17 protein-coding genes are annotated in these 21,183 nt (G+C 71.3%); 9 read left to right on the forward strand and 8 right to left on the reverse strand.

Annotated elements, in window-relative coordinates:
- The first annotated feature begins 179 nt into the window (after positions 1 to 179).
- The 4 genes from BLW57_RS12560 to BLW57_RS12575 all read left to right on the forward strand — a co-directional run bounded on the left by BLW57_RS12560 (position 180) and on the right by BLW57_RS12575 (position 5,102).
- A complete protein-coding gene (locus tag BLW57_RS12560) occupies positions 180 to 3,452 on the forward strand; it encodes a sensor histidine kinase (RefSeq protein WP_176985560.1) in 3,273 nt (1,090 codons plus the stop codon).
- Between the two features lie 10 nt (positions 3,453 to 3,462).
- Positions 3,463 to 3,876, forward strand: a complete 414-nt coding sequence (locus BLW57_RS12565) for a roadblock/LC7 domain-containing protein (protein WP_005479603.1) — start codon at positions 3,463 to 3,465, stop codon at positions 3,874 to 3,876.
- A gap of 94 nt (positions 3,877 to 3,970) precedes the next feature.
- Positions 3,971 to 4,540 carry a DUF742 domain-containing protein gene (locus BLW57_RS12570; RefSeq protein WP_093474422.1) on the forward strand — a complete coding sequence of 190 codons (570 nt, stop codon included), beginning with the start codon at positions 3,971 to 3,973 and terminating at the stop codon, positions 4,538 to 4,540.
- Positions 4,521 to 5,102, forward strand: a complete 582-nt coding sequence (locus tag BLW57_RS12575; protein ID WP_071369867.1) for a GTP-binding protein — start codon at positions 4,521 to 4,523, stop codon at positions 5,100 to 5,102. The genes BLW57_RS12570 and BLW57_RS12575 overlap by 20 nt, the downstream gene beginning before the upstream one ends.
- A 131-nt stretch (positions 5,103 to 5,233) precedes the next feature.
- On the opposite strand, the gene BLW57_RS12580 is transcribed toward BLW57_RS12575, so the two are convergent.
- The 4 genes from BLW57_RS12580 to BLW57_RS12595 form a co-directional block, all read right to left on the reverse strand.
- Complete coding sequence (locus tag BLW57_RS12580; protein WP_073889858.1) at positions 5,234 to 5,428, reverse strand: acyl-CoA carboxylase subunit epsilon; 195 nt, start codon at positions 5,426 to 5,428, stop codon at positions 5,234 to 5,236.
- 57 nt (positions 5,429 to 5,485) lie between these two features.
- The gene (locus BLW57_RS12585; protein ID WP_093474423.1) at positions 5,486 to 7,081 is read right to left on the reverse strand and encodes an acyl-CoA carboxylase subunit beta; all 1,596 of its coding nucleotides are present in this window, start codon (positions 7,079 to 7,081) and stop codon (positions 5,486 to 5,488) included.
- 154 nt (positions 7,082 to 7,235) lie between these two features.
- Positions 7,236 to 9,539, reverse strand: a complete 2,304-nt coding sequence (locus BLW57_RS12590; RefSeq protein WP_093474425.1) for a polysaccharide lyase 8 family protein — start codon at positions 9,537 to 9,539, stop codon at positions 7,236 to 7,238.
- A 27-nt stretch (positions 9,540 to 9,566) separates the two neighbouring features.
- Entirely contained in the window at positions 9,567 to 10,073 is a 507-nt protein-coding gene (locus BLW57_RS12595; protein WP_093474426.1) for a hypothetical protein, read from the reverse strand.
- 224 nt (positions 10,074 to 10,297) lie between these two features.
- On the opposite strand from BLW57_RS12595, the gene BLW57_RS12600 reads away from it, so the two are divergent.
- Positions 10,298 to 10,906, forward strand: a complete 609-nt coding sequence (locus BLW57_RS12600; RefSeq protein WP_093474428.1) for a YceI family protein — start codon at positions 10,298 to 10,300, stop codon at positions 10,904 to 10,906.
- Positions 10,907 to 10,991: 85 nt separating this feature from the next.
- Here BLW57_RS12600 and BLW57_RS41365 read toward each other — a convergent pair whose 3' ends face one another.
- Positions 10,992 to 12,383: a hypothetical protein gene (locus BLW57_RS41365; protein ID WP_093474429.1), complete on the reverse strand. Its 1,392-nt coding sequence runs from the start codon at positions 12,381 to 12,383 to the stop codon at positions 10,992 to 10,994.
- Between the two features lie 59 nt (positions 12,384 to 12,442).
- A complete protein-coding gene (locus BLW57_RS12610) occupies positions 12,443 to 15,454 on the reverse strand; it encodes a glycoside hydrolase family 3 protein (protein WP_093474431.1) in 3,012 nt (1,003 codons plus the stop codon).
- Positions 15,455 to 15,612: 158 nt separating this feature from the next.
- On the opposite strand from BLW57_RS12610, the gene BLW57_RS12615 reads away from it, so the two are divergent.
- From BLW57_RS12615 to BLW57_RS12630, 4 genes are all read left to right on the forward strand, one after another.
- Positions 15,613 to 17,481, forward strand: coding sequence for a ricin-type beta-trefoil lectin domain protein (locus BLW57_RS12615; protein ID WP_093474432.1), 1,869 nt, complete (start codon positions 15,613 to 15,615; stop codon positions 17,479 to 17,481).
- Between the two features lie 34 nt (positions 17,482 to 17,515).
- The gene (locus BLW57_RS12620) at positions 17,516 to 18,052 is read left to right on the forward strand and encodes a hypothetical protein (RefSeq protein ID WP_256339470.1); all 537 of its coding nucleotides are present in this window, start codon (positions 17,516 to 17,518) and stop codon (positions 18,050 to 18,052) included.
- A gap of 79 nt (positions 18,053 to 18,131) precedes the next feature.
- Entirely contained in the window at positions 18,132 to 18,422 is a 291-nt protein-coding gene (locus BLW57_RS12625; protein ID WP_093474434.1) for a muconolactone Delta-isomerase family protein, read from the forward strand.
- Between the two features lie 34 nt (positions 18,423 to 18,456).
- Positions 18,457 to 19,059: a GOLPH3/VPS74 family protein gene (locus tag BLW57_RS12630; RefSeq protein ID WP_093474435.1), complete on the forward strand. Its 603-nt coding sequence runs from the start codon at positions 18,457 to 18,459 to the stop codon at positions 19,057 to 19,059.
- On the opposite strand, the gene BLW57_RS12635 is transcribed toward BLW57_RS12630, so the two are convergent.
- Positions 19,060 to 19,488, reverse strand: a complete 429-nt coding sequence (locus BLW57_RS12635; protein WP_093474437.1) for a VOC family protein — start codon at positions 19,486 to 19,488, stop codon at positions 19,060 to 19,062.
- Positions 19,489 to 19,531: 43 nt separating this feature from the next.
- On the reverse strand, positions 19,532 to 21,142 hold the full coding sequence (gene cimA / locus BLW57_RS12640) for a citramalate synthase (RefSeq protein WP_093474438.1): 1,611 nt from the start codon (positions 21,140 to 21,142) through the stop codon (positions 19,532 to 19,534).
- Positions 21,143 to 21,183 lie beyond the last annotated feature (41 nt).

Consider the following 21,183-nt stretch of genomic DNA (forward strand, 5'->3'; position numbering starts at 1 on the left):
ATCTGGGACTTACAAGAGCGTGCTCCACGGGTTTCCACTGTTTGGAAGTGCACTGGTCCACGTGCTGGAATGCCTGAACTGCCCAATGGTCAACGACGTACTGCGTGGTCGATGACGAAACGGGCTCTGAGAGACTGCGGCACGACGAAGGTGCCGACCGCCGAGAGGTTGTTGGTCGAGTGAGGCGAAGCAAGAACGGTCCCGAGCCGTCGGCGCGGGGCAACTTCACCCCGCCGCCGCGCGCTGCGGCGCCCACCCCTGTGCAGGGTGCGGAGCCGGCGGCCACTCCCGCGTCGAGCGGCGGCCGCTTCTCACCGCGCAACTGGCGGGTGCCTACCCGTCTGAACGCGATTCTGCTCATACCCGTGGCGGTCGGTCTCGTCATGGGCGGCTTCCAGGTGAAGGCCTCGATCGACACCTGGCAGCAGGCCCGCGACGCCGAGAGCACCGCCCGCCTGGTGCGCGCCTCGCTCGCCTACGCCGACGCCCTCGAGAACGAGCGTGACGTCACCGCGGCTCCCCTGCTGAAGGCCAAGAAGACCGGCACCGACAAGGCGACCATCGACGCGGCCCGCAAGGCCACGGACCAGGCCGCCGACGGTTTCGACCAGGCCGCGCAGAGCATGCCCGACGACTCGGGTCTGCAGCGCCGGCTGAAGCTGTTCCGCGAGGTCGAGCCGAAACTGGCGCAGCTGCGGGCCGCCGCGTACACCTCCAAGATGATCGGTGTCGACACCGAAGAGGGTTACGTCGGGATCAGCCACCCCCTGATGGAGTTCGCCAACGAGCTCGGTCTGGGCACCGGCAACATCACCTCCTACGGCCGTACCGTCTACGCCATCTCGCTGACCAAGGCCGCCCTGTCGCTGGAGCGGTCGATCGGTACGCACCTGCTGGTCAAGCCGGGCCCGGACGCCGGCAACCTGGCCACGCAGCGGACCTCCCTGTCCTCGTACGCCTACCTGGAGCGCATCGCCCGGGAGGAGTACCTCGGCGGTGGTACCGAGGCCGACGCGCAGAAGCTGAGCGACGCCGAGAACAAGGTCAAGTCCGACGCCGCCGAACTGGCCAAGAAGGCCGCTACGGGCAACGACAGCTACGTTCCGCCGCCGTCCGGCGCGACCGACATGGTCGTCCGCCTCGCCTCCATGAGGGACACCACCACGCTCACCCGTGAGGCGCTGGCGACCAAGGGCATCACCCTGGACAACTGGTGGGCGGTCAACACGCTGAAGTACAAGGCCTACCGCCAGATCGAGTCGGACATGGCCGACACCGCGGTGAACGAGGCCTCGTCCATCGCCGACGACGCCAAGACCTCGGCGTTCATCACCGGTGCCGTCGTCGTGATCGCTCTGCTGTTGGCCTTCATCCTGGCCGGTCTGGTGGCCCGCCAGATGAGCCGCTCGATGCGCCAGCTGCGCAACGCCGCCTTCGGCATCGCCGAGCAGCGTCTGCCGATGCTCGTCGACCAGCTCTCCCGTACCGACCCCGGCCGGGTCGACACCCGGGTCGCCCCGATCCCGATCCACACCAAGGACGAGATCGGCGAGGTCGCCCGCGCCTTCGACCAGGTCCACCGCGAGGCGGTCCGGCTCGCCTCCGAGCAGGCCCTGCTGCGGGGCAACATCAACGCGATCTTCACCAACCTGTCGCGCCGCAACCAGTCGCTGATCGAGGGCCAGCTGACCCTGATCACCGACCTGGAGAACAACGAGGCCGACCCGGACCAGCTGGAGAACCTCTTCAAGCTGGACCACCTGGCCACCCGTATGCGCCGCAACGGCGAGAACCTCCTGGTCCTCGCCGGCGAGGAGCCCGGCCGCCGCTGGGACCAGCCGGTCCCGCTGGTCGACGTCCTGCGTGCCGCCTCCTCCGAGGTGGAGCAGTACGAGCGCATCGAGCTGTCGGGCGTGCCGGAGGCCGAGATCCACGGCCGCGCGGTCACCGACCTCGTGCACCTGCTCGCCGAGCTGCTGGAGAACGCCACCACGTTCTCCTCCCCGCAGACCAAGGTCCGCGTGACGGCGACCCGACTCCCCGACGGCCGCGTCATGATCGAGATCCACGACAAGGGCATCGGTCTGACGGCCGAGGACTTCGCGGACATCAACCACAAGCTGGCCAACCCGCCGACCGTGGACGCCGCGATCTCCCAGCGCATGGGCCTGTTCGTGGTCGGCCGGCTGTCCGACCGGCACGGCATCCGGGTCCAGCTGCGCCCCTCGGGCGAGCAGGCCGGTACGACCTCCCTGGTCATGCTGCCGGACGCGATCACGCACGGCGGTGGCGGCGAGACCCTGGAGCGCGAGGAGTTCACGGTCTCGCAGATCATCCCGGAGCAGCAGTTCCAGGCCGAGAACTTCAGCCAGGTGCAGCCGATGCGCACCGCCGCCGAACTCGGCTTCGACGACACCCAGTACACGGACGTCCCCGACGACATCCGCGATCTGAACCCCGTCGGCCGCTCGCTGATGCGTGAGGAGCGCCGCGCGGCGCTGGAGGCGCAGACGCACGGCATGCCGGGCCAGCCGCAGCAGGAGAGCGGGGAGTCCCCCGCCGAGTACCGCGACGGGTTCCAGGCGCAGCAGCCCTACGACGGCAGCAGCACCGGCTACCCGGAGCAGTCGTACCAGGAGCAGCAGCAGGCTTCGTACGAGGAGCAGCAGCACACCGCGTACCAGGAGTCCTACGAGCAGCCGTACGACGAGCAGTACTACGCGCCGAACGGCGGTCTGCCGCAGGACAACGGCTACTCCGCGAACGGCGGTTACCCGGACCCGGCGTACGCCGAGCCCCCTCAGGAGGAGCAGCGGTCCGCGCGCGGCCAGGAGGCCGACGGGTTCGGCTCCTACGAGGCCCCGTCCTACCAGGACGACTGGCCGCAGCAGGACGCTTACCGCAACGGCCGGCCGGCCCAGTACGCTCCGGAGCCGGAGTCCCCGCAGGCCGGTGACGCGAGTGAGCGGAACCGCGTAGGCTTCGACCGTCCGGGAACGGCCTCTCCCGCCTCCCACGAGCTGACCGACGCCGGGCTGCCCCGCCGCGGTTCCGCGGCGAGCGGCTCCAACGGTGCGGCCGGTGCGAACGGCCAGGCGCAAGTGCGGCAGGAGACGCCGTCTCCCGCGCCGGGCAACGTCCCGGCGACCAACGGCGACAACGGCTGGCGTTCGGCGAACGACACGCGGTGGCAGCAGGCCTCGCAGCTCCGCAAGCCGAAGGCGGGCGGGGTCACCGCCTCCGGTCTGCCGCGGCGGGTGCCCAAGGCCAATCTGGTCGAGGGCGCCGCTGAGACCACCCCCCAGGGAGGCCCTCAGGTCTCCCGCGCCCCGGAGGACGTCCGGGGCAGGCTGAGCAACCTGCGCAGGGGCGTCCAGCGCGGACGCAGCGCAGGCAGTGATACGAACGGCCAGGGCTTCGGTCCTGACAGCACCTACAACCAGGAGCGTTAGTGTGAGCCCGATGAGCCAGGCGGCACAGAACCTGAACTGGTTGATCACCAACTTCGTGGACAACACCCCGGGGGTGTCCCACACGGTGGTGGTCTCCGCCGACGGACTCCTTCTGGCGATGTCCGAAGGCTTCCCCCGCGACCGCGCCGACCAGCTCGCCGCCGTCGCCTCCGGTCTGACCTCGCTGACCGCCGGTGCCTCGCGCATCTTCGAGGGCGGCAGCGTGAACCAGACGGTTGTGGAGATGGAGCGGGGATTCCTCTTCATCATGTCCGTTTCCGACGGGTCGTCCCTCGCGGTTCTGGCCCATCCAGAGGCGGACATCGGTCTCATCGGGTACGAGATGGCACTTCTGGTGGACCGGGCGGGCACGGTTCTCACCCCGGATCTCCGCGCGGAGCTCCAGGGAAGCCTTCTCAACTAGTAATCGGACGGTGCGTATTCGCGTCCCGGGGCCGTAAGGTTTCGGGACGCGGCTCCACAGGTTTGGGCGCCCGGCGCAGTCGGAGGAGGAGAAAGTGGCAACACCCCCAGGCGGTTCGTCTTCGGGCAATTGGTCGTACGGCCCTGCCCAGGGCCAGGGCGACGGTTCGGCGAACCGGTACAACTTCCCCTCCGCACCCAGCCACCGGCAGCCGTACGCCCCGCAGGGCCCAGGTCCGTCGCCGTACGACCAGCCGCCTACGCCGCGGATCCAGCCGGTGCAGCCGCAGCGCCGCCCCGAGCCGGCGCCGGCCTCGGCGTCCCACAATCCCCTGGTGCGTCCGTACGCCATGACCGGCGGCCGGACCCGCCCGCGCTACCAGCTCGCCATCGAGGCACTGGTGCACACCACCGCCGCTCCGCACCAGATGCAGGGCCAGCTGCCCGAGCATCAGCGGATCTGCAACCTGTGCCGGGAGATCAAGTCGGTGGCCGAGGTCTCGGCCCTCCTCACGATTCCCCTCGGCGTGGCCAGGATCCTCGTCGCCGACTTGGCGGAGGCGGGCCTGGTCGCCATCCATCAGCCCGGCGGCGACGAGAACGCCGGTGGCCAGCCAGACGTGACACTGCTCGAAAGGGTGCTCAGTGGACTTCGCAAGCTCTAGCGGCGGTCCTTCCCGCTCCACCACCTCCGCGAAGATCGTGGTTGCGGGCGGCTTCGGCGTGGGCAAGACCACGTTCGTCGGCGCCGTCTCGGAGATCAACCCGCTGCGCACAGAGGCCGTCATGACGTCCGCGTCCGCCGGCATCGACGACCTCACCCACACCGGGGACAAGACCACCACGACGGTGGCCATGGACTTCGGCCGTATCACCCTCGACCAGGACCTGATCCTGTACCTCTTCGGTACCCCGGGCCAGGACCGCTTCTGGTTCATGTGGGACGACCTGGTCCGCGGCGCCATCGGCGCGATCGTCCTGGTCGACACCCGGCGCCTGGCCGACTGCTTCCCCGCGGTCGACTACTTCGAGAACTCGGGCCTGCCCTTCGTCATCGCCCTCAACGGCTTCGACGGCAACCAGCCCTACCAGCCGGACGAGGTGCGCGAGGCGCTGCAGATCGGCCCCGACACCCCGATCATCACGACCGACGCCCGTCACCGCGCGGACGCCAAGTCGGCGCTGATCACGCTGGTCGAGCACGCCCTGATGGCCCGCCTGCGCTAGGCCGCCGCGCTGTCGAAGGGGCCCTTCCCGATGGGAAGGGCCCCTTTGTCGTACGCCGTTGGCCCATTCGGTGGACACGGCGCGGCCCCGCCCTCCCGAAGGAGTGGCGGGGCCGGGTCACGCGGGAGGGGTCAGCGCCAGCTGTGCGGGGCGCGGAAGCCGGGCTCGCGCTCCAGGCGGCGCCAGCCGGCCTTGGGCCGGCCGCGGTGGGTCTGGGCCGAGGGCTCGGTGCGGGCGGCGGCGCGGGCCAGGAGGACGGCCGTGATGGCGGCGACTTCCTCGGGCTCGGCGTGGCCCTTCTCGACGCGGATGTCAGCAGTGCTCATGGGTGTCAGTCTCCGTGAGAGAGAGGTCCGCGGGGTTGCCGCGGCGGGTCCGCTCGGTTACTGCGGGGGGTTGCCGTGCTTGCGGGAGGGCAGGTCGGCGTGCTTGGTCTGGAGCATGGCCAGGGACTTGGCCAGGACCTCACGCGTCTCGGCGGGGTCGATGACGTCGTCGACCAGGCCGCGTTCGGCCGCGTAGTAGGGGTGCATCAGCTCGGCCTTGTACTCCTTGACCATCTTCTGACGCATGGCCTCGGGGTCCTCGGCATCGGCGATCTGCCGCCGGAAGATGACGTTGGCGGCGCCTTCCGCGCCCATCACGGCGATCTCGTTCGTCGGCCAGGCGTAGGTCAGGTCGGCGCCGATCGACTGGGAGTCCATGACGATGTAGGCACCTCCGTACGCCTTCCGCAGGATCAGCGAAATCCTCGGCACGGTCGCGTTGCAGTAGGCGTACAGCAGCTTCGCACCGTGGCGGATGATTCCGCCGTGCTCCTGGTCGACGCCGGGGAGGAACCCCGGCACGTCCAGGAAGGTGACGATCGGGATATTGAAAGCGTCACACATCTGGACAAAGCGCGCAGCTTTTTCACTCGCCTCGATGTCCAGGACACCGGCGAGGACCTGCGGCTGGTTGGCGATGATGCCCACCACCTGGCCGTCCAGCCGGGCGAGGGCGCAGATGATGTTGCGCGCCCAGCGCTCGTGGACCTCCAGGTACTCGCCGTCGTCGACGATCTCCTCGATGACCTTGGCCATGTCGTACGGCCGGTTGCCGTCGGCCGGGACCAGGTCGAGCAGCACGTCGCCGCGGCGGTCGACGGCGTCGGACGTCTCCACCCGCGGCGGGTTCTCGCGGTTGTTCTGCGGGAGCAGCGAGAGGAGGTAGCGCACCTCGGCGATGCAGGTCTCCTCGTCGTCGTACGCGAAGTGGCAGACGCCGGAGGTCTCCGCGTGGACGTCGGCGCCGCCCAGGCCGTTCTGGGTGATCTCCTCGCCCGTGACCGCCTTGACGACGTCCGGGCCGGTGATGAACATCTGGGACGTCTCACGGACCATGAAGACGAAGTCCGTCAGGGCGGGGCTGTAGGCCGCGCCGCCCGCGCACGGACCGAGCATCACGGAGATCTGCGGGATGACACCCGAGGCCTTGGTGTTGCGCTGGAAGATGCCGCCGTAGCCGGCGAGCGCGCTGACGCCCTCCTGGATGCGGGCGCCCGCACCGTCGTTGAGGGAGACCAGGGGCGCGCCGGCCGCGATGGCCATGTCCATGATCTTGTGGATCTTGGTGGCGTGGGCCTCGCCCAGCGCGCCGCCGAAGATCCGGAAGTCGTGGGCGTAGACGAAGACCGTGCGGCCCTCGACCGTGCCCCAGCCGGTGATGACACCGTCGCTGTAGGGCTTCTTCGCCTCCAGGCCGAATCCGGTCGCCCGGTGCCGGCGCAGCTGCTCGACCTCCTGGAAGGACCCCGCGTCGAGGAGCAGCTCGATCCGCTCCCGCGCCGTCAGCTTGCCCTTGGCGTGCTGCGCCTCGGTCGCCTTCTCGCTGGGGCCCGCCACTGCGTGGGCACGAATCTCGTGCAGCTCGGCGACCCGTCCGCGCGCGTCCGTCGGCTCGCCGGTCGGCTCACCCGTCGTCTCTTCCAAAACGGTCATGTAGCGACCTTACGAAGGACACCAAGGAAAGCGAGCCGTCGACTCCGTACAGTCTCCAGCCCGTTTTCCTGGTACCAGTGAACAGAACCACAGCGCCGTGCAGCCGTTCCGACTGCTCAGAGGGCACCGGCGTTGTAGATGTGCCACAAAGTCGTCACCTGAGAGCCACCTCACATTCGTGGGTGGAACATGCCATCCCCGGAGTGACACGGACCCTCAGACGGCGGTCCGCCGACAGAACCACCACGCTGTCGTCGGCGCGGACGACGGCACGCACCGGACGGTCCCAGACGAGCTCCAGCGGTTCGCCCGTCCGGGGCGGTTCGCTCACGTGCAGGGTGGCCGTCCGGCCCCGGCGCACGACGAGCACGCCCGCTCCCGCCGAGACGGTCAGCCGCCCCACCGTACCCGCCCGCCAGAAGGTGGCCGCGGTCAGGCCCTGGCGGGGTACGGCGACGGCCTGGCAGGTGTCGTCGTCGGCAAGGACGTACAGCCAGTGCGGATCGGCGGCCCGGGCGGCGGTCCCGGCCCGGGAGGCGCCGGGCAGCAGGACGTAGAGGTAGCCGGCGGCGGCCGGGGCGGTGCCGTGGTCGAGCCAGAGGGTCTGCCAGCGCCGGGTCCGCCGTTCGTCCGTGGCGGCGGCGTTGATGTCGCCCCAGGCGCCGGTGCGGTCCTCGCGCAGGGTGCGCAGCTCTCCCCCGCGCGGCAGGATCCAGCCGCCGTGCTCCTCCAGATGGGCCCAGTTCCGGCCGCGTACGAACGCCTGGGTGCCGTTCTCGCCGAGGTTGCGGTTGTCCACCACCGTCTCCACCGGGACACCGTCGGCGCAGCTGATCCCGGCGCCGAGGCAGACCACCGCGTCGGGGAGGAAGAACCAGGACTTGCGGGCCTCCAGGGTGGAGCCGAGCCCCTTCAGGTGCTGCCCCACGGCCGCGTACCGGCCGTCCGTGGTCCCGCCGACCCAGCGGACGTCCGGCCGGGGCGCGCCCCACTCGCCGCCGGCGCGGTCGGCGAGCCGCTTGGTGGACACCGTGGTGCCGGGCAGCCGGTACCAGTCGACGGTCGGCCAGTACCAGTCGGTGTACTGGTCGCTGCGTCCCCGCGGCCACCAGGAGAGCATGCCGGAGCCGGTGTGCCAGCCGCGCGGGTTCTCACCGTTGCCGCACTCGTAGTGGGCGATGCGGTCGCTGGCCATGGAGAGGGCGGCGGTGAACCGGTGTCCGCGGTGGACGGCGCGGTCCATCGCCGGGAAGAGCCGGTGCCCGACGGGCTCCCGGGCCGCCGGGACGGCGGTGCGGGCGACGGCGTCCAGACGGGCGAGGTCGGCGACCCCGAGCTGCCGGGCGGCGGCGATCGGGGTCACCGTGTCCCGCTCCGTCCATCCCTTGATCAGGCCGTGCCACCTGGTGCGTTCCGGCTCGTCCGCGACGCCCGCGAGCAGGGCGACGGAGGCGATGAGGTTCTGCCCGTGGAAGTGGTCGCCGCGCATGACCCGCAGGTCGTCGTCGCGCAGGCAACCCCGGCTGATGGCACGGCCGTTGACGCAGTCCATGACCAGCCCGTCGTGGATCAGGGGCGCGTAGGCGTGCTCGACGCTGTCCAGGACGTTCCGCCGCAGCGGGTCGATGACCTGCCAGGGCGATCCGGCGAGCAGCGCCAACAGCCGGGCCAGGCCGTCGAGCAGGACCTGGCCGTACGTGCCCGAGTAGGCGACCCGGGTGTGCTGGACGAAGGAGCCGTCGGCGTACAGGCCGTCGCCGCCGGTGACATGTCGGAAGACCGGCGAAAGCGCGTCCCGCGACAGAAAGACGCGGCCGGCGTCCCGCCCGAGGACGCCGTGCAGGGCGGCGCAGCGGCACAGGTCGACGCGGTTGGCACCGGTGGAGACGCCGGAGTAGTCGGTGAGCAGCGCGTCCGGGACGAAGTGGCCGACGGCCGCGCAGGCCGCCGCGACCCGCGCCGCGCCGAGCTGTTCGTACAGGGCGGCCGTGATGTCCATGAGCAGGCGGGGGCTGCCGATCCGCCACTCCCACCAGTTGCCGTAGGGGACGGTCCCGGGGTGGTAGACGGTGGCCAGGAGGTGGTCGAGGCCGCGCAGTACGGCGGCGAGGAGGCCGGGGTCGCCGGTGCTGCCGGTGCCGGGCTGGACGTGGGCCTGGGCCATGGTCCACAGCCGGCCGAGGGCGAAGGTGATGCCGGCCGGCGGGTCGAAGGGGTGACCGGGCCAGAGCGAGGCGGGCGCCGGGGCCATGGTGGCGCCGAAGTCCCGTGCCAGGGAGCCGAGTCGGGCCAGCTGAGAGGCGTACGGCTCGGCGGCCGGGTCGTATCCCGTCCCCAGGGTGAGAGCCAGCCAGCGGCGGCGCAGCAGGTCGTGGGGATCGTCGGCCGCGCGGGCGCCGGGTGCGGTGACCGGGAGCAGGGCGGCGGCCAGCAGCAGCGCACGACGGGTCATGCCCATGGACCGGCCACCGCCCTCTCGTACGGCTCAGCAGCCGCCGCAGTTGTAGTAGAGGACGTCCCAGTGGTTGCCCTCGTCGGCGTAGATGTTGCCGGAACCGGACTGGTACTGCGGGGCGCCGTCGCCGCGCAGGCCGATGTAGGTGAAGTTGTTCTTGATGTACGAGGTCACGCAGGTGTTCTTGCCGTAGTCGAGCTTGTAGCCGTTCCAGTGGGAGTACGTGCCGGAGGCGTGGCCGGTCTCCGTGCCGCCGGTGATGTTCAGGGCGCAGCCGCTCGCCCGCTTGAGGGTCTGGGCGCCCTGCGCGGTGGCGAGATTGAGCTGGTCGAAGGACGTGCAGGTGGAGTTGTTCCGGTTGGTGCAGTTGCCGGAGGACGACCAGGTGATGCCGACCTGCCGGAACATCGACTCGGCGGTGGCCTGGCTGATCTTCGTGACGGCGAAGGCGTCGGTGGCGGTGCCGACGACGGCGACGCCCGGGGCGACGACCAGGGCTAGCGTGGTCAGGAGAGAGCGGACCTTCAAGAGCTTCATGGAGACCTTCCTGCGGTGGGCCGTGCTTCCGGTGGGGTCGGCTGTGCAGGTGGTGCATGCAGATGGTGCCCGAGTTCTACGCGCGTCCGAAAGAGGGCGGACATCATCACTCCGTGCGACCATGAAGACACACTCCGAATGATGTTGAAAACTGAACAGGATGGGTCTATCGTCGGAGACGCAAGTTAGTTGAACGTTAAACAGGACTAGCGAGGAGCACCGTCATGGGCATCTTCAGCCGCAAGGACAGCACCCCGGAGACGACCGTGGCCCCGGCCGCCGCGGGCCCCGACCTCACCGCGCTCACCGGCGACTACACGATCGACCCGGCGCACACCACGATCGGTTTCGTGGCGCGCCACGCCATGGTCACCAACGTCAAGGGCGCGTTCCACGACTTCACCGGCACGCTGCACCTGGACGGCGCCGACCCCACCCGGTCCACCGCCACGCTGGACATCAAGATGGACAGCATCGACACCGGCAACGCCGACCGTGACGGTCACCTGAAGTCGTCCGACTTCTTCAAGATCGACGAGTACCCGGCGATGACCTTCCGCTCCACCAAGGCCGAGTCCCTGGGCGGGGACGACTACCGCATCACCGGCGACCTCTCCCTCCTCGGCGTGACCAAGTCGATCAGCATCGACCTGGAGTTCAACGGCGCCGCGACCGACCCCTTCGGCAACGAGCGCGTCGGCTTCGAGGGCAAGACCGAGATCCTGCGCTCCGAGTGGGGTCTGACCTGGAACGCGGCCCTGGAGACCGGCGGTGTCCTCGTCTCCGACAAGATCAAGCTGAACTTCGACATCTCCGCGATCAAGAACGCGTGACCCCTCCGGCGCCCCGCCGGACGCACCACGAGCGCGCCCGCCCCCCGGAACCGGGGAGGCGGGCGCTCGGCTTCCGGCCCTCCGGTCAGAAGCCGCCGCCGAAGTCGCCGCCGCCTCCGCCGCCCCCGAAGTCGCCGCCTCCCCCGCCGTCGCCGAAGCCGCCGCCGAAGTCACCGGGGTCGAAATCGGTGCCGGACACGTCACCGCCCTCGTAGCCGCCGCCGAAGTCCCCGCCGTAGTCGCCGCCGCCGAAGTCCCCGTACCCGGTGCCGTAGCCGGCCCCGTAGGACGGCGCGGCCATGACGCTGCCGAGCAGGGTGCCGACGAGGAGGCCGGGAAGGATGCCGCCGCCGAAGTAGCCGCCCGCCCAGGGGCCGTAGGCCGGTCCGGCGTCCCAGTAGGGCCGGCGGCCGTAGTCCGTGTCGACCTCGCGGATCACCGGGTCACGGCCGTCGGCCAGCCGGGTCGCGTCGGCCGCGCAGACCGGGACCCGCCGTTCGGCCCCGCCGGGCGGGGTCCAGGTGGCGTCGGCGACCGAGGGCCCGTGCCGGGGGTCGAAGAAGCAGGGCGGCCGGCGCTCCGGAAGCTCGCGGCCCTCGCGGCGGGCGGCCAGCCGGGCCAACGAGAAGCGGCCGTCCTCCAGCGCCTCGGTGACCGTGCGCACGTCCTCCGGCTTGTGCGCCTCGGCCATGCGCTGCTTCGCCGTCTCGTAGGCGTCCAGGGCCCGCGCGTAGTCGTCGCGCATCGCGTCGTCGGCGCCCGGCTCCGAGGGGCTGAAGTCCAGCCGGTCGAGCTCCTCGCCGAAGGCGGTGATGTCCTCGTCCACGACGACCCGCAGACGGTCGAGGGCGGCCTGCTGCTCCTCCTCGCGCCGCCGGCGGTTGCGGCGGACCAGCGCGTACGCGCCCACACCGCCCGCCACCAGCACCGCGCCCGCCGTGATCAGCGCAGCACCGGACGCACCGCCGCCGTCCGAGCCGGACGAGGTGCCCCAGCTCTTCGGAGCGTGGCCGCCCATGTTGGCCAGGGCGCGACCGGTGAAGTCGGCGAGCTGGGCCTTGGCGTCCTCGCCCCGGACACTGGCCACCAGGTTCCGCCGGGCCGTCGCCGACATCACGGAGGAGTCGGCGCGGGCGTCGAAGCGGTCGCCGAGGCGAACGCCGTAGAGGCCGGTGACGCCGGTCGCGGCCCGCAGGTCGGTGAAGAGGTCCGCCGTGGGGTAGCCGGCCGGCAGGACCGCGAGGAACAGGGGTTTGTCCGCGCCCTTGATCTGCTTCGCCAGCGCGTCGGCGTCCGCCTTCGGCAACTGGGCCGACGCCGCCGGGTCCACGTAGACCGGACTCTGGCGCAGCGCCCGGGCGATCGCCGAGACGCTGGTATCCGCGCTCGCGCGGGGCGCGAACGTGCTCGCCAGCAGCAGGACGAGGGCGGCGAGGAGCAGGGCCGGGAGGCTTCGGGTCCGCGGGACGGCCTTCATGCTTCGAACTTACCCGAAGCCTCCCAGAACTGGTCATACAAGCGGAACGGCCGAGCGGGCTATGCGGCCCGGTAGGCCTCCGCCAGCTTCTCCACCGCCTTTCCGTACCGGCCGGTCAGCAGCAGGTGGTCGGCGTCGGCGAACGGCTTCGCCACCGCCTCGGTCAGCTGGCCGTCCGCCTTCTCCTGGACGAGCAGCCGTGCCCTGGTCACCAGCTCGCGTCCGGTCCGGCCGGCGTGCGCCCGCTCGGCCGTCGCCGCCGCGGCGGCGAGCACCCGGAGCGTCGCCGCACCGCCCTTCGGGACCGAAGTGCGGGTGGTCAGACCCCAGCCGTAGGGGAACTGCGGGTCGTACGAGGCGTCGCCGACGTTGATCGGGAGCTGCGCCCCGGACCGGGGCCAGGTGACGGGGAGCTGTCCGGTGAAGGGGCGCGCGCCGTAGAGGACGTCGGCGACGCCGTCGCCCTCGGTACCGGGCAGCCAGGAGGCCACCAGTGCGTCGACGCCGGCCAGCCGGTCGCCGACGAGCTGCGGGCGGCCGGAGACGATGAGCACCGCGCACTTCATGGCCGCGCACACCGTGTCCACGGCGGCCTTGTCGGCCGCGGACAGCTCCAGGTCGTGGCCGTTGCCGACGTCTCCGACGCCCTCGGCGTACGGGGTCTCGCCGACGACGACCACACCGACGTCGTAGCCGCCGGTCGGGGCCGAGGCGTCCCTGGAGTAGGTGACGTCGCCGCCGGCCCGGCGCAGGCCCTGGAGGATGGTGGTGCCGGAGGTGCCGTTCCCGGAGGAGCCCTGCCAGGTGAGCGTCCAGCCGCCGGTCTGGTTGCCGAGGTCGTCGGCGTTGGAGCCGGCGACGTAGACCTTCTGGCTCTTCCTCAACGGCAGGACGTTCCCGTCGTTCTTCAGCAGCACCTGCGACTCGGCGGCGGCCTTGCGGGCGACCGCCCGGTGGGCCGGGGAGCCGATGGCGGCGGCACCGGAGGTGTCGGCGTAGGGGTGCTCGAAGAGGCCCAGCGCGAACTTCTCGGTGAGGATGCGGGAGACGGCGTCGTCGATCCGCCGCTCGCTCACCCGGCCCGCCTCCACCTCGTCGACGAGCGCGCCGGCGAAGTCCTTGTAGCCGTAGGGCACCATCATCATGTCGACGCCCGCGTTCACGGCCGTGCGCACGTGGGCGGCGTAGTCGCCGGGGAGCTGGTCGATGGCGTTCCAGTCGCTGATGACGAAGCCGTCGAAGCCCATCCGGCCCTTCAGCTCGCCGTTGATCATGTCGCCGCGGGCGTGCATCTTCACCGCGCCTCTGCCGTCGCCGGTGATGTCGAGGGAGGAGTACGACGGCATGACCGTGCCGATCCCGCGCCGGACGGCGGTCCGGTACGGCGCCAGGTGGATGTCCGCCAGCTGCTGCCGGGTGACCGTGGTGACGCCCTGGTCGATGGTGTAGGTGCCGGTGGTGGAGGAGCCGTAGGCGGTGCCGCCGTCGCCGACGAAGTGCTTGGCGGTGGCGAGCACCTTGTCGTCGCGATTCAGGTCCCGGCCGTCGGCCCGGCCCTGGAGGCCCTGGATCATGGTCTCCATGGACTCCACGAGGGCGGGATCCTCGCCGAAGGACTCGTAGGAACGGCCCCAGCGTTCGTCGCGGGTGACGCACAGACAGGGTGCGAAGTCCCAGGGGATACCGGTGGCGCGGACCTCGGCCGCCGTCACCGACCCGGTGTCCTCGGCGAGTTGTGGGTCGCGGCTCGCACCGATGCCGATGTTGTGCGGCATGATCGTGGCGCCGGCCAGGTTGTTGTGGCCGTGGACCGCGTCGACGCCGTAGACCAGCGGGATCTGGAAGCGGGTCGCCTGCGCGCGGAGCTGGAAGCCGTCGATCATCTTCGCCCAGGCCGCCGGGGTGTTGGGCGTGGGGGTGGAGCCGCCGCCGGAGAGCAGCGAGCCCAGGCCGTAGACGGCGATGTCACTCCCGGCGCCCACCGCGCCCCGCTCGGCCTGGGTCATCTGCCCGGCCTTCTCCGCCAGGTTCATGCGTGAGAGCAGGTCCGCGACGCGCTTGCGCACCGGCAACTTCGTGTCCAGGTACGGCAGTCCGTGCGCGTCGATGACGACCTGCGGGGTCTCGGCGGGGGCCTTGGCGCCGGTCACCGTCAGCTTCAGCGGTACCGTCTCGGCGGGTTCGGCGGCCTTGTCCCGGCGGGTGGGAACCGCGACGGTCCGCGCGGTACCGGAGGCCGAGCCGGCCGGGAAGGTCAGGGTGCCGGAGACGGGCGTGTAGTCCGTACCGGGCTCGGCGGTGCCGTCGCCCGTCTCGTAGTGCACGGTCACCGGCTCCTCGACGGGTGCGGAGCCGGTGGTGGCCAGGACGACCTTCACCTGTGCCGTGGCGCCCTCCCGGACCGGGTGGACGGCCGCGTCGGTGGTGACGGAGGCGCGCAGCGACTGGTCGGCCCGGCCGTACAGCTCCACGCCGTCCATGGCGAAGTCGCCCTTGACCCCGACCGGGAGCGTGACGGCGTAACCCCACATCTCCTTGAGGCCGAGGACGTGGTCGATGCCGCCGACGGGCTGGTAGTCGGTGCGGTAGGCGAAGTCGGCGAACGGGATCCGGATCTGCTTCCAGCCGGTGAAGTCGTCGGTGAAGGCGGCCGTCCAGAGTTCGGAGGCCTCGCCGTTCGCGCCGCCGTCCTTGATCTCGAAGGCGATCTTCCTGCCGCTGTCGTGGCCGTCCCACCAGAAGCGGACGCCCTCGTGGACCGACCAGTCGTGGGCGGGTTCGCCGGCGGCGAAGTCGTGGGTGAAGCCGCCGTAGCCGCTGATGTCGTAGGTGCCGCCGAGGACCTTGCCGCCCTCGGGGGCGTCGGCGCGGGCGGCGAACCGCAGGGCCGGCGGGTCGTCGGCGTCGCTCCCCCAGGTGAAGATGCCCTCGGCGGGCTGGGAGGCGAAGGGGACCTCTCCCTCGAAGCGGTCGACGGGCGTGGGTGGGGGGTCGTCCGCGGCTCGCGCGGTCGCCCAGGGGAGCAGACCGGTGAGGAGTGCGGCGGAGGCGAGCAGGGCGGTTCTTCGCATGGACCTTCCCTCGGCTCTCGTGGTTCACTCATGACTTAGCTCACGTCATGAGTTAACTGGGGGCCCACAGGCCCGTCAAGACGGCACGTCAGGACGCCTGGGGCACGAACTCTCTGCCACACCAGGCACGTTGGCTCTCCCCAGAAGGGCGACGCACCATGAGAAGACGCTTGCGCACGGCCCGGCTGCTCCTCGCCGGCCTGCTGACCACCGCCGGGCTCACGACCCTCGGCACCGGCTCCGCGCACGCCGCCGACGAGCAGGTCACGGCCTGGCTCACCACGACCGACGACTCCGCGGGCCGGCACGTGGTCCGCGGGCTCCAGGCGCAGACGCCGTTCGCCTTCCAGTCCGGGACGGGTGGCGGCGGCGAGAACATCACCGTCGACGAGAACACCCGCTACCAGACCTTCACCGGCGGCGGCGCCTCCTTCACGGACACCGCGGCCTGGCTGATGAACGGCAGCGGGGCGCTGTCCCCGGCGACGCGGGACGCGACCATGCGCAAGCTGTTCTCGCCGACCGACGGGATCGGGCTGTCGTTCCTGCGCAACCCCATGGGTGCCTCGGACCTGGCCCGGTACGGCTACACGTACGACGACGTGCCGGCCGGACAGACGGATCCGGGCCTGGCGAAGTTCTCGATCACCCACGACCTGGCGGACGTCGTGCCGCTGACCCGGCAGGCGCTCCAGCTGAATCCGTCCCTCACCGTGATGGCCTCGCCGTGGACGGCACCGGCCTGGATGAAGGACAGCGGCTCGCTCAACGGCGGCTGGCTGAAGGCGGAGGACTACGGGGCGTACGCCGCCTACTTCGTGAAGTACCTCCAGGCCTACAAGGCCCAGGGGATCGGCGTCTCCTACGTGACCGCGCAGAACGAGCCGACCTGCTGTTCCGGGTACCCGTCCATGAGCTGGAACGCGAGCGGCCTCGCGTACTTCACCAAGAGCGAGCTGCTGCCCAGGCTCCAGGCGGCCGGCCTGACGACGAAGGTGCTGGCGCACGACTGGAACTGGGACGTCTACGACTCCTACGCCGCCCCGACCGTGGACGACGCGGCCGTGCGCGACCACCCGAACTTCGGCGGGATCGCCTGGCACGGGTACGGCGGCGACATCGGCAAGCAGACCTCGGTGCACAACCAGTACCCCACACTGGACGCCTTCGGCACCGAGCACTCCGGCGGCACCTGGATCGCCAACCAGCAGCGCGAGGACATGGCCGACATCATCGACTACACCCGCAACTGGGCGAAGTCGGTGACCAAGTGGTCGCTCGCGGTGGACCAGAACATGGGCCCGCACAACGGAGGCTGCGGCACCTGCACCGGCCTGATCACCGTGCACAACGGGGACGGGGCGAGCGGGACGGTCGACTACACGGTCGAGTACTACACCATGGGCCACCTGACGAAGTTCGTCCGGCCGGGCGCCCAGCGGATCGCCTCGACGGCGTCCACGGCGGTGCCGAACGTGGCGTGGCGCAACCCGGACGGCAGCAAGGCGCTGATCGCCTACAACGACGCCTCGACGGCGCGGACGGTCACCGTCAACTGGGGCGGCCGGCACGCCACCTACTCCCTGCCGGGCAGGACCTCGGCCACGTTCACCTGGTCCGGGACGCAGTCCGGCGGGGGCGGCCGCAGCGGCTCGTTCACCGGACTCGCGGGCAAGTGCCTGGACGTGGCGGGCGGTTCGGACGCCAACGGCACGGCCGTGCAGCTCTACGACTGCAACGGGAGCGCGGCCCAGAAGTGGACGGTGCAGGCCGACGGTTCGGTCCAGGCGCTCGGCAAGTGCCTGGACGTGGCGTCCGGTTCGACTGCGAACGGGGCCAGGACACAGTTGTACGACTGCAACGGAACCGGTGCGCAACGGTGGTCGTACGACTCCGCCACGGGTGATGTGGTGAACACGGCGGCCGGCAAGTGCCTCGACGTCACGGACAACTCGTCGGCGAACGGTGCCCGGGCACAGATCTGGTCCTGCACCGGGGCGGCCAACCAGAAGTGGCATCTGCAGTAGGGCGGGCACGTCCCGCCCTCCAGGGGGGCGGGACGTGATCGGTCGTACGAGCGCGGGGGCGGGTGGACCGCGCCGCGCCGCCGCGCGACGGCGGGCGGCGGGGCTGCTCGGTGGCGTTTGCGGGCTGTTGCTGCTCAGCGGCTGCGCGGCCGTCGATCTGCCGCTCGCCGGGGTCGGGCTCGGGTCGGACGGGGTGCCGTACGCCCTGGTCCGGCCCTGCGGCGACGACGGGTACCAGGGGCCGCACCTCGACGGGCGAGCGCGCGGGGCCGGTGACGGCCCCGCCACCACCGGCTGGGACGCGCGGGCGGAGGGACTGCACGGGGACGCCCGCTTCCCGCTCTTCACCCCGCCCGGCAGCTGGCACGCCCGGCACCGGGGGAAGCAGGAGCTGCTGCCCCGGCACACGTACGTCCTCGGGTTCGGGCACTACGTCACCGGCGACTCCTACAACGGCATCGTGGAGTTCACCGCCGAACGGATCGGGCGGCTGCGGCCGGGCCAGGTCTGGGCGGACGGCCGGCCGATGAGCCGCGACGCGTTCGAGAGGCTCGCCGAGGACTCCTGCTGAGCGGCGTCCGCCCGATCACTGGGGGACGATTGGGGGAGACCGGCGGCCCCGCCGGACGTCTCACCGAGGGAGCGGGACCATGCGCGAGTTCCTGGTCGAGATCACCACGTCGGTACCCGAGGGCACCAGTGAGGAAGAGGTCGCCCAGCGGCGCGCCGCCGAAGCCGTCCGGGCCCGGGAACTGGCCGCCGCCGGTCATCTGGCGCGGCTGTGGCGCCCGGTCGGCGAGGCACGCAGCATCGGCATCTGGCGCGCCGAGGACGGCGAGGAACTCGAGTCGAAGGTCCTGGGCACCCTTCCGCTGCGCCCCTGGATGACGTTCCGGGTCACCCCGCTGGAACCCCACCCGAACGACCCCGGCCCGTCCTGACCCGTCCGTGTGCCCGTCCGTCCTGGAGTCCCGTATGACCACACCGCAGGATCTGTTCCTCGTCAGCCTGGACGTCCCGGGCGAGCGTCCCGTCGAGCAGGGCGACCTGTCGCTGGCGCTCGCGGGCGCCGAGCTGATCGACCTGCTCGGCACCCGCGCGCTGACCCTGGACGGCGAGCGCATCGTGCCCGGCGCGCCGCTGGCCACCGGCGAGCGGCTGCTGGACGAGGCGCAGTCGGCGCTCGTCCGGCAGGAGCCGTACGAAAAGGTCGAGGACTGGCTGTGGCGGCGCGGCGAGGGACTGGCCGTGGCCTACGGCGACGCTCTGGAGTCCGCGGGGCAGCTGTCCGGGAAGCGCCGGCACTGGCTGTCGTTGCGGAGCGCGGACGAGCTGCACGCCGACACCCCGGCGCGGCGGCATGCGGCCGACCGCTGGTGGTCCCACGAACCCGTCCTGACCGGCCTCGCCGCCACCCTGCGCATCCAGACCGACCGGCCCGCCGAGGAGGAGCCGGACGACGAGTCGGTCGTCACCGTGCTGCTGGCGGTCGGCGACGCGGTGACCGAGCTGGAGGCCGTGCGCGAGCGGCGGCGCATCGAGAACGTGGCCTTCGACAACATCTGGCGGGCGCCCTGATCACCGCGTGGGCCGGCCGATGCCCAGCAGATTGCCCTCGCTGTCGCGGAACCAGGCCGCCCGCTCCCCGCGCGCGCCCTTGCTCGGGTAGTTGCCCTCGATCTCGGCGATGCCGTCCCGGGTGCTGAACCCGGGCACGTCCACGTCCTCGAACACCACGCCGCGCCGCCGGAGTTCCGCGACGGCCGACTCGATGTCCTCGTCGATCTCGAACCCCATCTGGGTGAACGTGCCGGGCGAGGCCCCGGTGGAGCGGAACACCACGAAGTCCGTCCCGCCGCAGCGGTACAGCAGCCCGCCGGGGCGCTCGTCCACGGGGTGCAGGCCCAGTTTCTCGGCGTAGAAGCGCCGGGCCCGCTCCAGGTCCCCGGCCGGGAGCCGGGTCGCCACGCGGGCCCGGGACAGCACGCCATCGTCGTCTGTGGTCATGCCTCCACTGTGCGGCGGGAGGGGGGTACGGCGCCTCGTCCGGTTACTCCGCCGGCTCCACGCCGGCCCGCAGCAGGCCGTAGGTGTACGCGTCCTCCAGCGCCTGCCAGGAGGCGGCGATGACGTTCTCCGCCACGCCGACCGTGGACCACTCGCCCGTGCCGTCGGAGGTGGAGATCAGGACCCGGGTGGTGGAGGAGGTGCCGTGCACGCCCTCCAGGATGCGGACCTTGTAGTCCACCAGGTCGAGCTTGGCGAGCTGCGGGTAGATCTTCTCCAGCGCCACGCGCAGGGCCCGGTCCAGGGCGTTGACCGGGCCGTTGCCTTCGGCGGTGGCGACGATGCGCTCGCTCTTGGCCCACAGCTTGACCGTGGCCTCGTTGGCGTGGCTGCCGTCGGGGCGGTCCTCGACGATGGCCCGCCAGGACTCGACCTCGAAGTACTTCAGGGGCCTGCCCTCGACCTCGGCGCGCAGCAGCAGCTCGAAGGAGGCGTCGGCGGCCTCGTAGGTGTAGCCCTTGAGCTCCCGCTCCTTCACCCGCTCGACGACCCGGCCGACCAGCTCGCGGTCGCCGCCGAGGTCGACGCCGAGTTCCTTGCCCTTGAGCTCGATCGAGGCGCGGCCGGCCATGTCGGAGACCAGCATGCGCATGGTGTTGCCGACCAGCTCGGGGTCGATGTGCTGGTACAGGTCCGGGTCGACCTTGATCGCGGAGGCGTGCAGGCCGGCCTTGTGCGCGAAGGCGGAGACCCCGACATAGGGCTGGTGGGTGGAGGGGGTGAGGTTCACGACCTCGGCGACGGCGTGCGAGATGCGGGTCGTCTCCCGCAGCCGGCCCTCGGGCAGGACCTGCTTGCCGTACTTCAGTTCCAGGGCGGCGACGACCGGGAAGAGGTTGGCGTTGCCGACGCGCTCGCCGTAGCCGTTGGCCGTGCACTGGACGTGGGTGGCTCCCGCGTCGACGGCCGCGAGGCTGTTGGCGACGGCGCAGCCGGTGTCGTCCTGCGCGTGGATGCCGAGCCGGGCTCCGGTGTCGGCGAGGACGGTGGAGACGACCGCGTGGACCTGGGCGGGCAGCATGCCGCCGTTGGTGTCGCAGAGGATGACGACGTCCGCTCCCGCCTCCGAGGCCGTGCGCACGACGTTCTTCGCGTACTCGGGATTCGCCCGGTAGCCGTCGAAGAAGTGCTCGCAGTCGACGAACACCCGGCGGCCCTGCTCGCGCAGGTAGGAGACGGTGTCGCGGACCATCTCCAGGTTCTCGTCGAGGGTGGTGCGCAGCGCGAGTTCCACGTGCCGGTCGTGCGACTTGGCGACCAGGGTGATCACCGGGGCGCCGGACGCCAGCAGGGCCTTGACCTGCGGGTCGTCGGCGGCCCTGGCGCCCGCGCGGCGGGTGGCGCCGAAGGCGACCAGCTGCGCGTGCTTGAACGCGATCTCCTGCTGGGCGCGGGCGAAGAACTCGGTGTCCCGCGGGTTCGCGCCGGGCCAGCCGCCCTCGATGAAGCCGACGCCGAAGTCGTCCAGGTGCCGGGCGATGGCGAGCTTGTCCGCGACGGTGAGGTTGATGCCCTCGCGCTGCGCGCCGTCGCGGAGCGTGGTGTCGAAGACGTGGAACGAGTCGTCGAGCTCGCTGGTTGCCGTCTCGGTCATGGTCTCAAGGCTCCTGATTGTGAATCTTCGGTCGTACCGGA

This window comes from Streptomyces sp. 1222.5, assembly GCF_900105245.1.
GTDB lineage: Bacteria > Actinomycetota > Actinomycetes > Streptomycetales > Streptomycetaceae > Streptomyces > Streptomyces albidocamelliae.